Below are 11,635 nucleotides of genomic sequence, written 5' to 3' on the forward strand. Positions count from 1 at the left end.
GGGGGGTGGTGGGAAGCCGGCGGTCAGATACCGGAGGACTGGAGTTCTACCTCGACGGCCTCGGTGATCCGCTCGCGGACCTCGGGGACCCCGATGCGGTTGATCACCTCGCCGAAGAACCCGCGCACGACCAGGCGGCGCGCGACATCCTCCGGGATGCCGCGGGACATGAGGTAGAACAGGTGCTCCTCGTCGAAGCGGCCCACCGCGCTGGCGTGACCGGCGCCGGCGATCTCGCCGGTCTCGATCTCCAGGTTGGGCACCGAGTCGGCGCGCGCCCCGTCGGTGAGGACGAGGTTGCGGTTCATCTCGTAGGTGTCCGTGCCCTCGGCCTCGGCCCGGATGAGCACGTCGCCGATCCACACGGTGTGGGCGTCGGGCAGGTTCGACGAGGCGTCGCCCTGCAGTGCGCCCTTGTAGAGGATCTCGGAGGTGCAGTTCGGCACCGAGTGGTCCACCAGCAGGCGGTGCTCGATGTGCTGCCCGTCGTCCGCGTAGTACAGCCCGTTGAGCGTGACGGTGCCGCCCGGGGCGGTGAACCCGGCCACCGGCGCGATCCGCACGACCTCGCCGCCGAAGGTGACGGCGGTGTAGGTCAGAGTGGCGTCCCGGCCGACGAGCAGGTGGTGGCCGGCCAGGTGCAGGGCGTCGTCGTCCCAGTCCTGGATGAGCACCACCTCGAGGTTCGCGGAGTCACCCACCACGAACTCGACGTTCTCGGCGATCGTGCCGCCGCCGCGCTGGTCGATGACGATCGTCGCCGAGGCGAACGGCTCGAGGCGCAGCTGCAGGTGCCCGTAGGCCAGCTCGCCCTCACCGGGACCGTCGACGGTCACGTACACCGGCTCGTCCAGCTCGGTTTCCCTGGCCACGGTGAGCACCGTCGCCTCCTCGACCGAACTGAACGCCTGGGCTGCCACGCGGTCGCGGGGCGCGCCGGCCTTGCCGATTCGCTCGTCGGAGGTGGGGACGGTCTCGGTGGTGAGTCCGTCGCGCTCGGCCACCGAGACCAGCAGGCGCCCTGTGGCCGTGACGTTCGAGCCGTCGTGGATGCCACGGAGCCGCTTGAGCGGCGTGAAGCGCCAGATCTCGTCCTTGTGGCTCGGGACCTCGAAGGCCGCGACGTCGAAGGAGGAGAACTGGTCGCCCTTGGTGGCGGTGACGGGCACGCCGTAGCGGTCCGTCGCCGGCGCGGCGACGGATCCCGTGGTGGAGGTCGTGGTGTCGGTCATGGTGGTCAGCCCACCGATCCTTCCATCTGCAGTTCGATCAGGCGGTTGAGCTCGAGCGCGTACTCCATCGGGAGCTCCTTGGCGATCGGCTCGACGAAGCCGCGCACGATCATCGCCATCGCCTCGTCCTCCGCCAGCCCGCGGCTCATGAGGTAGAACAGCTGGTCCTGGCTCACCTTGGAGACCGTGGCCTCGTGCCCCAGCGTCACGTCGTCCTCGCGGATGTCGATGTAGGGGTAGGTGTCCGACCGGCTGATGTTGTCCACGAGCAGCGCGTCGCACTCGACGTTGGACTTGGAGCCCTTGGCGCCGGGGTTGATCTGGATGAGCCCGCGGTACGCCGAACGACCGCCGCCGCGCGCCACCGACTTGGAGACGATGTTCGACGACGTGTTGGGGGCCAGGTGCAGCATCTTGGAGCCGGTGTCCTGGTGCTGGCCCTCGCCGGCGAACGCCACGGAGAGGACCTCGCCCTTGGCGTGCTCGCCCGTGAGCCACACGGCCGGGTACTTCATCGTCACCTTGGAACCGATGTTGCCGTCGATCCACTCCATGGTGGCGCCCTCTTCGGCACGCGCCCGCTTCGTGACCAGGTTGTAGACGTTGTTCGACCAGTTCTGGATGGTCGTGTAGCGGCAGCGGCCGCCCTTCTTGACGATGATCTCCACCACGGCCGAGTGCAGCGAGTCCGACTTGTAGATCGGCGCCGTGCAGCCCTCGACGTAGTGCACGTAGGCGTCCTCGTCCACGATGATGAGGGTCCGCTCGAACTGGCCCATGTTCTCCGTGTTGATGCGGAAGTAGGCCTGCAGCGGGATGTCCACGTGCACGCCCGGCGGGACGTAGATGAACGAGCCGCCCGACCACACGGCCGTGTTGAGCGCGGAGAACTTGTTGTCGCCCGCCGGGATCACCGAGCCGAAGTACTCCTCGAAGTACTCGGGGTGCTCCTTGAGCGCGGTGTCGGTGTCCATAAAGATCACGCCCTGGGACTCGAGGTCCTCACGGATCTGGTGGTACACCACCTCGGACTCGTACTGGGCGGCGACGCCGGCCACGAGGCGCTGCTTCTCCGCCTCCGGGATGCCGAGCTTGTCGTAGGTGTTCTTGATGTCCTCGGGCAGGTCCTCCCAACTGGTGGCCTGCCGCTCCGTGGAGCGGACGAAGTACTTGATGTTGTCGAAGTCGATCCCCGAGAGGTCGGAACCCCACGCCGGCATCGGCTTCTTCTCGAAGGTCTGCAGGGCCTTGAGGCGCTTGTTCAGCATCCACTCGGACTCGTTCTTCTTGGCCGAGATGTCGCGCACCACGGCCTCGGAGAGACCGCGCTGGGCGGCGGCGCCGGCGGCGTCCGAGTCGTGCCAGCCGTAGTTGTACTGGCCGATCGAGGCGATCCGCTCCTCGTCGGTGGTCGGCTCGTGCCCGGTGACGTCGGCCGTCACCTGATCTGGGGTGATGGTCATCGCGCTGTCCTTTCGGGGGTCGGAGCCGACGCGGTCGCGTCGGCCTGGGACGGGATCGTGGCCGCGAGCGCTTCCGCGGTCACCGTCCCCGTGGGGATGTTGGTGGTGCAGGCGCAGTTTCCGCCCGCGATGGTCGCGAGACGCTGGACGTGGGTGCCCACGATCTCGGACACCACCTCCTGTTCCGCCTCGCAGAGTTCGGGGAAACGCGACGCCACGTTCCAGACAGGGCAGTGGTGCTGGCAGATCTGCAGCCCCCCGCCGGCGCCCTCTACGGACGAGGCGTAGCCGGCGTCCGAGAGCGCCTCCGCGATGTCGCGGACGGCCCGCTCGACGTCCTCGGGCTCCTCGGCGGGGCGCACGTGGCCGATCACCGAGCGCACGCGGTCGCGGGCGAACTCGGCCACCGCCTCGGTGCCGCCCACGCGGCGCAGGGCCGTGAGCGCCTCCGCGGCGAGGTGGTCGTACCCGTGTTCGGCGGTGCTCCGGCCCACGGCCGTGACCTGGAACGCCCTGGCCGGACGCCCGCGGGTCGCCGCGGGCCGCCGCCGCACCGGCTCCACCTCGCCCGCCTCGACCAGGTGGTCGAGGTGTCGGCGGACGCCGGCGGCCGTGAGGCCCAGGGCCTGCCCGATCTCCCCCGCCGTGAGCGCCCCCCGCTCGAGGAGGAGCTCCCGGACGGCGGACCGGGTGTCGGGACGCGTGCCGGTGACCACAGCGTGCTGCACGCTCATGCGTCCCTCCCTTCCGGTTATGCTCGGTACGCCCCGGAGCGGGGCGCGCCACCTGATATTACGCAACACCAGCGTGACGGAAATATTCCCACCCCCGTCGGTGCGCGCTCAGTGGGCCGGATGTTGCGGCGGTCACACCGCCACGGAGGGAGGCCGTCAGCCGCATGCCACGCATCCCCCGTCACGCACCTGGCGTGGTCACCGCGCGCCTCCACGCGGCCGAGCCGGACACCGGCACCCCGCTGGACGCCGAGCTCGCCCGCGTCGGCCGGATCCGCCGCATCGGCACCACCGCCTCGGTCACCATGGCCGTCGGCGCCCTCGGTGCCGGGGCCCTGCCGGTCCTACAGAATCCCACCGCCGGCGAACGACTCTTCGGCATCTGGCTGCGCCTGCAGCACTCCTCCATGGCGATCACGCTCGCCGGGATGGTCGTGGTGACCTTCTGCTGGCTGCTGCTCTCCCCCTACGCCCTCGGCCGCACCCCGTTCGGCCGACGCAGCGGGCGCATCGACCGCGTAACCCTGGACCGGATCATCGCCTCCTGGGCCCTGCCGCTGGCGCTGGCACCTCCGATGTTCAGCAAGGACGTCTACAGCTACCTCGCCCAGGGGGCCATCGCCAACACGCTCGACGACCCGTACGCCCTCGGCCCGGTCTCCGCCCTGGGCGCCACGCACCCGCTCGCGATCAACGTCCCCGACGTCTGGCGGGACACCCCCAACCAGTACGGCCCGCTGTTCCTCGGCGTGCAGAAGGCCATCCACGCCCTCACCGGCGACGACGTGATCGCCGGCACCGTGCTCCACCGGGCCGTCGCTGTGTTCGGCGTCCTCCTGCTGGGCTGGGCCGTCCCCCGCCTGGCCGAGTACTGCGGCGTCTCCGACGTGGCCGCGCTCTGGCTCGCGGTGGCCAACCCCCTGGTCCTGTTCCATCTCATCTCCGGTATCCACTCCGAGTCGCTCATGATGGGCCTGCTCGCGGTGGGACTGGTGCTGGCCCTGCGGGCCCTGGACGCCCCCACCGCAGTCCGGCGCCCGGTCCTGCTCTTCTGCCTGGGCACCGCCCTGATCACCGGGTCCGCGCTGGTCAAGCTGCCGACGGTGGTCGCCCTCGGGTTTGTGGGCATGGCCCTGGCCCGCCGGTGGGGCTCCGGATGGCGCGCCATAGGCAAGGCGGCCGGCGTCATGGTGGCCGTCGGGGGCGCGACCGCCGCCGTCGCCGTCGTCGCCACCTCCGCCGGCTTCGGCTGGATCACCAAGCTGGGCGCGGCGACCTCCATCCGCAGCTGGCTCTCGCCACCCACGGCGCTCGGTGTCCTCTCCGGTGGGATCGGTCAGTACCTGGGCCTGGGCGACCACACCGCCCAGATCCTCGTCATGGTCCAGACCGCCGCGCTCGTCGTGGCCGCCGCCTTCACCCTGCGCATGCTCTTCGCCGTTCACCGCGGCAGCATCGACCCGGTCGGCGGGCTCGGGGCCTCCATGGCCGTCATCGTCCTGTGCTTCCCGGTGGTCCAGCCGTGGTACATGCTCTGGGCCCTGGTCCCACTCGCGGCCTGGGCGTCCCGGATCACCTTCCGCGCCCCGGTCGTGGCGGTGAGCGCGGTCCTCGCGTGCTTCACGCTGCCTCCGGGGACCGGTCCGCCCACCTTCGTCACGGTGCAGAGCTGGGCGGCGACGGCCGTGATCGCGCTGGTGCTGCTCGTCGCCTTCTACCGCTGGCCGGGGCTGTTGCGGTACCGGTAGGGCCCGCGGCCTAGACTCGGCCGGGTGACCCCCGACGCCGACGCCCCCGCGCTGCACGTCGAGGGGCTCGTCAAGCGGTTCGGTGCCACCACCGCCGTCGACGGCCTCGACCTGCACCTCGGCCGGGGCCGCGTCATGGCGCTACTCGGCCCCAACGGCGCCGGCAAGACCACCACGGTAGAGATCTGCGAGGGGTTCCTCCGCCCCGACGGCGGCACGATCGCCGTCCTCGGACTGGACCCCGTCGCCGAGCGGCAGCAGGTCCGCAGCCGGATCGGCATGATGCTCCAGGGCGGCGGCGCCTACCCCGGCGCGCGGGCCGGCGAGATGCTCCGCCTCGTGGCCTCCTACTACGCCGACCCCCTCGACCCGGACTGGCTGCTCGGGGAGCTCGGGCTCACCGACCACGTCCGCACCCCCTACCGGCGCCTGTCCGGCGGTCAGCAGCAGCGGCTCTCGCTCGCCTGCGCGGTGGTCGGCCGCCCCGAGCTGGTGTTCCTCGATGAACCCACCGCGGGACTCGACGCCCAGTCGCGCCGCGCCGTGTGGGACCTCGTCCGCGCCCTGCGCCGCGACGGCGCCGCCGTGGTCCTCACGACCCACCTCATGGACGAGGCCGCCGCGCTGGCCGACGAGGTCGTCATCGTCGACCACGGTCGCCGCGTCGCCTCCGGCACGCCCGATGAACTGCAGCGCGCCGGGACCACGGAGGGGGTGACCCTCGTCGTCGACGGCACCGTCGACCCGTCTCTGCTCGACGGGGTGGTCGACGACGGGCACACCGTCGTCCAGGGCGCCGGCGGCGGGATCCTCGAGGTCCACGGGCCCGTCTCCCCCGCCCTCATGACCACCCTGTGCGCGGCGCTCGAGGGCGCCGGGCTCCAGTTGACCTCCCTGGCCACCCGCACCAGGAGCCTCGAGGAGGTCTTCCTCGACCTGACCGGACGGGAACTGCGATGACCGACTCCGCCGCCGGCCCCGCCCGGCCCGCCGCCAACCGCTTCGCCCCCGGGACGTTCGCCACCCCGTCCGCGCCCGCGCCGCTCGCGCGCATGGTGGCCTCGCAGACCCGCATGGAGCTCACCCTCTTCCTGCGCAACGGCGAGCAGCTGCTCGTGGCGCTCGTCATCCCCGTCGCCGTCCTCGTCGGCCTCACCGCGGTCGACCTCGGGGCGGTCCCCGAACCGCGGGTCGCGCACGCGATCACCGCCGTGCTCACCATCTCCGTCATGGGCACCGCGTTCACCGGCCAGGCCATCGCGGTGGGTTTCGACCGCCGCTATGGCGCGCTCAAGAGGCTCGGCGGGACACCGCTGCCGCCGGCCGTCATCATCGTGGGCAAGGTCCTCGCCACCCTGGTGCTCGTGGCCGGACAGTCGCTGGTGCTCGGCGTCATCGCCGCCGCCATGGGCTGGCGGCCCACACTCGGCGGGCTCGTGGTGGGGGCGGTGATGATCGCCCTCGGCGCGATCGCGTTCTCCGCGATGGGCCTGCTCCTCGGCGGCACGCTCAAAGCCGAGGTGGTGCTCGCGCTGGCGAACCTCATCTGGTTCCTGCTCATCGGCGGGGCAGGTCTGGCGATCGGGGTGGCGTCGCTGCCCGAACGGGCGCACGACGTCCTCGGCGTCGTCCCCTCCCACGCCCTCACCTCCGCCCTCGTCGCGGCCCTGGATGGCGGCGTCCCCGCCGTCCAGGCCCTCGTACTGCTCGCGTGGACCGCCGTGTGCGGCGCACTCGCCGTGCGGCACTTCTCCTTTACCTGAGCCCGCCCCGCCCCCACACCGGCCCCCCGCCGCCCTCACCTGGGCGAGGCCGGCGGGCCCGAAGACCTAGAATCGTGGGCGTGACCGCGTCCTCCACCGCCCCGACCTCCGGATTCCCGGCCACAAACGAGTCCCGGGAGGCCGGCGGACCGCTGTCCCGACTGCCCCTGCCGTCGATCCGGCTGCAGAAGGGACTGGCCGTGGCCAACCTCATCGCGCAGGTCGGCATCATGACGACCGGCGTCACCGTGCGCATCACCGCCTCGGGTCTGGGCTGCGAGACCTGGCCGCGCTGCAACGAGGACAGCTTCGTCCCCGTCCCCGGCGCCGCGCCGGCCCTGCACCAGGGCGTCGAGTTCGGTAACCGGCTGCTGACGTTCGTGCTCACCGCGGCGGCCGTGGCGCTGCTACTAGCGATCTACCGCGCCGGCCGCCGCCGCGGGCTCAAGGCGCTGGCCTGGGCCATGCCCGCCGGCATCCTCGCGCAGGCCGTCATCGGTGGCATCACCGTGCTCACCGGCCTGGTCTGGTGGACCGTGGCCCTGCACCTGCTGCCCTCGATGATCCTCGCGTGGCTCGCCGCCGTGCTGCTCGTGCGGATCGGCGAGCGCGACGACGTCCCGGCCCGCCGCGTGATCCCCCGCCCGCTCACCTGGCTGACGTGGCTCTCCGCCGTGCTGCTCGCCGGCGTACTGGCCCTGGGCACGATGGTCACCGGCGCCGGCCCGCACGCCGGCGACGCCCGCGTCGAGGCCGCCGACCGCCTCCAGTGGCCCATCCAGTGGCTGGTCCACTTCCACGCCGAGCTCACCGTGGGCTACCTGTGCCTGGTCGTGGGCCTCGTGCTGGGTCTGCTCGCGCTGCGCGCCGAGGGCCCGGCGATCCGCCGCGGTGTGATCCTCATCGTGATGATCGTGGCGCAGGCGATCCTCGGTGTGACCCAGTACCAGCTCGGCGTGCCCGGGCTGCTCGTGGTGCTCCACGTGACCCTCGCGGGGGCGATCACCGCGATGACCGGCGCCCTCTGGGCCGCCGGCGTGCTGCGCGAGCGCGTTCCGGCGTAGGGACTGGCCGGTCGCGCTGGAGGGCCGGCACGGCCGGCCCGGCAGCCACACGCTCCAGCTGCATCCCCACGGGAAACCTCGTGTGTGGATGATGCTCAGGCGTGTGGATCCGGGCCGACACCGCCGCGTCTCCGCCCGGACGAGCAGATCCCCGGCGTCCCGACGCGGGGACACCGGGGATCCCGGCGGGGAACGGCTCAGACGAGCGCGCCCGAGCCCGCCATGCGCTTCCAGTGGCCGGCGGGGACGTCGGCCTTCGCGACGAGCTCGCGCGTCCAGTCGGACCCGGTCAGACCGTCGATCGAGTCGCGGATCGCCTCGGCCTCGGAAAGCGTGTCGACCATGTAGTCGTCCATCGTGCCGTCGGCGCCGACCAGCGTCACGCGGATCCCGCGGCGGCCGACCGGCTGCAGCACCACGTCCGCGGTGCCGCCGTGCCGACCGAGGAACTTGTGGACGAACTTGGCCGAGCGCTTGGACGGGGTCGGGCCCGCGGGCTCCGGCTCCGACTTCTCCTCGGGGGCCTTCGCAGCGGGCGCGGCCTCCGCCGGCTTCTCGGCGGGAGCCTCGGCCGGGGTGTCCGTCGCGTCCTCGGCGGCGGGCGCGGCCTGCTCGGAGGCCTTCTCCTCGGCGGCCGGCTCGTCGGCCTTCGACTCCGACGAGGCCGGCGCCGCAGCCGCGGCAGCCGTACCGCCGCCGAGCGTCACCGCGGCCGCGCCGCCACCGGGCGCCTTGGCCTTGGAGCCACCGCCCAGCGTGAGCCCGCCGCCCTTGCCACCGCCGGGCGCCTTGGGAGCCGAGGCGGCCTTCGGCACGGACGCCGCCGTGTCGGGCTCGGTGGCAGGCGTGTCGGCCTTCGCGGTCGCCGGGGCGGGAGTGTTCTCCGCCGAGGCGTCCGCGGCGGGCTCGTCGCCCTGCGCCGCCGCACCGGCCGCACCTGCGGCCGCTGCCGCCGCGCCGCCACCGAGGACGAGCTTGCCCGCCTTGCCGCCACCCGGGGCCTTGGCCTTGGAGCCGCCACCCAGGGTGAGGCCACCGCCGGAGGCGGCCGGGGCGTCGACGGTCTTCGGGGCCGGAGCGTCAACGGGCTTGTCCGCCGGAGCCTCGGCGGCGGGAGCGGCCTCCTCGGCCGGGGCCACCTCGGTGGGGGCCTTCTCCTCGGCAGTGGCCGGCCCATCGGCCGGTGCCGCAGCAGCCGGAGTGGCCGCGGCGGGCGCCGACGGGGCGGCCGTGCCGCCGCCCGCGGACTCCGTGATGCGATCGCCGTGCAGGGTCGAGGCCCCGCCGCCAGGTGCCTTGGGGGCCCGACGGCCTAGCACGATCGCGCCGCCGACGGCAGCGGCCGTCGAGGCGGCAGCAGCGGGAGCGGCACCGGCTTCACCGGAGGTCGGGGCGGCGGGCTCTGAAGCAGCCTCTGCGGCAGCGGCCTCGGATGCCGGGGCGGACTCGGCGGCGCGAGCCGAGTCGGCGGGAGCCGTCGCCTCGCTGGACTCGGGGGCCGGCGTCTCCGCGGGCGCGGGGGCGGCGGAACCGCTCGTCGTCACGGCCGGCCAGCCGGTCGCCCGGACTCGCGGTCCCCCGGCGTACTGGGAAAGGATCTGCAGGCTCATGGGGGTAGCCTATCGCCTCCACCGCCCGTGCCCGGGCGGCGCTCCCGACCTCGCCGCCGTCCGCCACCGGAATCGGCGCTGCAGGAGCCGGCCGGGGCACGGATACTGGTACCCATGCGTGCCATCGAGATCACCCGACACGGCGACCCCGACGTCCTCACCCCGGTCGACCGCGAGGTCCCCTCGCCGGGCTCGGGCGAGGTCCTGGTGCGGACCACGGCGATCGGTGTCAACTACATCGACACGTACTTCCGCGAGGGTGTCTATGCCGCGGACCTGCCGTTCGTCCCGGGCAGCGAGGGGGCGGGCGTCGTCGAGGAACTCGGCGAGGGGACGAGCGACCTCGCCGTCGGCGACCGGGTCGCCTGGTGCCAGGGGCCCGGTTCCTACGCGCAGTACGTCGCGGTCCCCGCGGACAAGCTCGTCGCGGTGCCCGACGGTGTGGCCGACGAGGTGGCCGCGTCCCTGCTCCTGCAGGGCCTCACCGCGCATTACCTCGTCACAGACACCCACCGGGCGGAGCCGGGCGACGCCGTCCTCGTCACCGCAGGCGCCGGCGGCGTGGGCCAGCTCCTCATCCAGATGGCCACGGCGCGGGACCTGCGGGTGATCACCACGACGTCTACCGAGGAGAAGGCGCGGCTGTGCCGCGACCTCGGCGCCGAGCACGTCCTTCGGTACGAGGAGGCCACGGCGGAGCGGGTGCGGGAGCTCTCCGACGGAGGGGTGGCCGCGGTCTTCGACGGCGTGGGCCGGGACACCTTCGACGTGAGCCTGGCCTCCCTGCGCCGGCGCGGCACCCTCGTGCTGTTCGGCGCGGCCAGCGGCCCCGTCCCGCCCGTCGACCCCCAGCGGCTCAACGCCGTGGGGTCGGTGTTCCTCACCCGGCCCACGCTGGCCGACTACATCGCCACGACCGAGGAGTTCCGGGACCGGGCCTCCGAGGTGCTGGGAGCGCTGCTCGACGGGACGCTCCGCCTCAGCGTCGGCGCCACGTTCGGATTGTCCGAAGCCGCCGACGCCCACCGAGCGCTGCAGGCAAGGGAGACCACCGGTTCGGTGACGCTCGACCCCACGCGCTGACGGGAGAGGTGCGCCCGGATCAGAACAGGGTCGTCATCTCCGACAGGGTCTGCAGGCCCAGCACCGCGTCCACGGAGAGCGCCACGAACACACCGGCGAGGTAGTTGTTCGACAGGATGAACAGCTTGAGCGGCTTGACCTCGACGCCTCGGCGGACGCCGGCCTCGAGGCGGTGGGCCATGACGATGAACCACGCACCGAATCCGATCGCGCCGGCGGCGTAGACCCACCCCGCGGCGGGCAGCAGGGCGAGGGTGCACAGGACCGTGACCCACGTGTAGATGGTGATCCGGCGCGTGACGCCCTCGGGGGACATCACGACGGGCAGCATCGGGACTCCGGCCGCCTCGTAGTCGTCCTTGTAGCGCATCGCGAGCGCCCACGTGTGGGGCGGCGTCCAGAAGAAGATGATGAGAAACAAGACGATCGCCTGCCACCACGCGCCCGTCTCCGCATCGACGTTGTCCGTGATCACGGCCCACGACACGAGCACCGGCATGCAGCCGGCGGCGCCGCCCCACACCACGTTCTGCGCGGTCCGGCGCTTGAGGAACATCGTGTAGACGAACACGTAGAACAGGATCGTCAGCAGGATGAAGAAGGCGGCGAGCCAGCTGCTGGCCAGCAGGCCGAGCCACAGCATGCTCCCCGCGCCCAGGACGAGGCCGAAGATCAACGCGGCGCGGCGGGTCACGGCGTGCCGGGCGAGCGGACGGCGTTCGGTGCGCTTCATCACCTGGTCGATGTCGTAGTCCACGACCATGTTGAAGGTGTTGGCGCTGGCCGCGCCCATCCACCCGCCGACCAGGGTCAGCAGGATGAGCCCGAGGTGCACCGAGCCGCGGTCGGCCTGCAGGAGGGCCGGGATCGCGGCCACGAGGAGCAACTCGATGACGCGTGGCTTGGTGAGGGCGATGTAGGCCATCACCACGTCCAGC

Annotated in this window: 10 protein-coding genes; 5 read left to right on the forward strand and 5 right to left on the reverse strand. The window is 72.6% G+C overall.

Features of this window, described 5'->3' with window-relative positions:
- Positions 1 to 23: 23 nt before the first annotated feature.
- From sufD to ACH0BZ_RS02845, 3 genes are read right to left on the reverse strand one after another with little or no spacing between them, the layout of a single operon-like run.
- Positions 24 to 1,232, reverse strand: a complete 1,209-nt coding sequence (gene sufD, locus ACH0BZ_RS02835; RefSeq protein ID WP_406896440.1) for a Fe-S cluster assembly protein SufD — start codon at positions 1,230 to 1,232, stop codon at positions 24 to 26.
- 5 nt (positions 1,233 to 1,237) lie between these two features.
- The gene (gene sufB / locus ACH0BZ_RS02840; protein WP_406896441.1) at positions 1,238 to 2,695 is read right to left on the reverse strand and encodes a Fe-S cluster assembly protein SufB; all 1,458 of its coding nucleotides are present in this window, start codon (positions 2,693 to 2,695) and stop codon (positions 1,238 to 1,240) included.
- A complete protein-coding gene (locus ACH0BZ_RS02845) occupies positions 2,692 to 3,429 on the reverse strand; it encodes a helix-turn-helix transcriptional regulator (RefSeq protein WP_406896442.1) in 738 nt (245 codons plus the stop codon). Before ACH0BZ_RS02845 ends, sufB begins: the two co-directional genes overlap by 4 nt.
- A 164-nt stretch (positions 3,430 to 3,593) precedes the next feature.
- Here ACH0BZ_RS02845 and mptB point away from each other — a divergent pair, with 164 nt between their 5' ends.
- The 4 genes from mptB (at position 3,594) to ACH0BZ_RS02865 (ending at position 8,004) form a co-directional block, all read left to right on the forward strand.
- Positions 3,594 to 5,177, forward strand: a complete 1,584-nt coding sequence (mptB, locus tag ACH0BZ_RS02850; RefSeq protein WP_406896443.1) for a polyprenol phosphomannose-dependent alpha 1,6 mannosyltransferase MptB — start codon at positions 3,594 to 3,596, stop codon at positions 5,175 to 5,177.
- Between the two features lie 24 nt (positions 5,178 to 5,201).
- Positions 5,202 to 6,137 (forward strand): ABC transporter ATP-binding protein, encoded by a 936-nt coding sequence (locus ACH0BZ_RS02855; RefSeq protein ID WP_406896444.1) that lies wholly within the window; start codon positions 5,202 to 5,204, stop codon positions 6,135 to 6,137.
- Entirely contained in the window at positions 6,134 to 6,940 is an 807-nt protein-coding gene (locus ACH0BZ_RS02860; RefSeq protein ID WP_406896445.1) for an ABC transporter permease, read from the forward strand. The genes ACH0BZ_RS02855 and ACH0BZ_RS02860 overlap by 4 nt, the downstream gene beginning before the upstream one ends.
- A gap of 152 nt (positions 6,941 to 7,092) precedes the next feature.
- Positions 7,093 to 8,004, forward strand: coding sequence for a COX15/CtaA family protein (locus ACH0BZ_RS02865; RefSeq protein WP_406896778.1), 912 nt, complete (start codon positions 7,093 to 7,095; stop codon positions 8,002 to 8,004).
- A gap of 197 nt (positions 8,005 to 8,201) precedes the next feature.
- Here ACH0BZ_RS02865 and ACH0BZ_RS02870 read toward each other — a convergent pair whose 3' ends face one another.
- Positions 8,202 to 9,614 (reverse strand): hypothetical protein, encoded by a 1,413-nt coding sequence (locus ACH0BZ_RS02870; RefSeq protein ID WP_406896446.1) that lies wholly within the window; start codon positions 9,612 to 9,614, stop codon positions 8,202 to 8,204.
- A gap of 114 nt (positions 9,615 to 9,728) precedes the next feature.
- Here ACH0BZ_RS02870 and ACH0BZ_RS02875 point away from each other — a divergent pair, with 114 nt between their 5' ends.
- Positions 9,729 to 10,697, forward strand: a complete 969-nt coding sequence (locus ACH0BZ_RS02875) for a quinone oxidoreductase family protein (RefSeq protein ID WP_406896447.1) — start codon at positions 9,729 to 9,731, stop codon at positions 10,695 to 10,697.
- Between the two features lie 19 nt (positions 10,698 to 10,716).
- Here the strand turns inward: ACH0BZ_RS02875 and ACH0BZ_RS02880 are convergent, their stop codons facing one another.
- Complete coding sequence (locus tag ACH0BZ_RS02880) at positions 10,717 to 11,622, reverse strand: heme o synthase (protein ID WP_406896448.1); 906 nt, start codon at positions 11,620 to 11,622, stop codon at positions 10,717 to 10,719.
- Between the last annotated feature and the right edge of the window lie 13 nt (positions 11,623 to 11,635).

Source organism: Dietzia sp. 179-F 9C3 NHS, assembly GCF_045369825.1.
In the GTDB taxonomy this organism is placed as follows: domain Bacteria; phylum Actinomycetota; class Actinomycetes; order Mycobacteriales; family Mycobacteriaceae; genus Dietzia.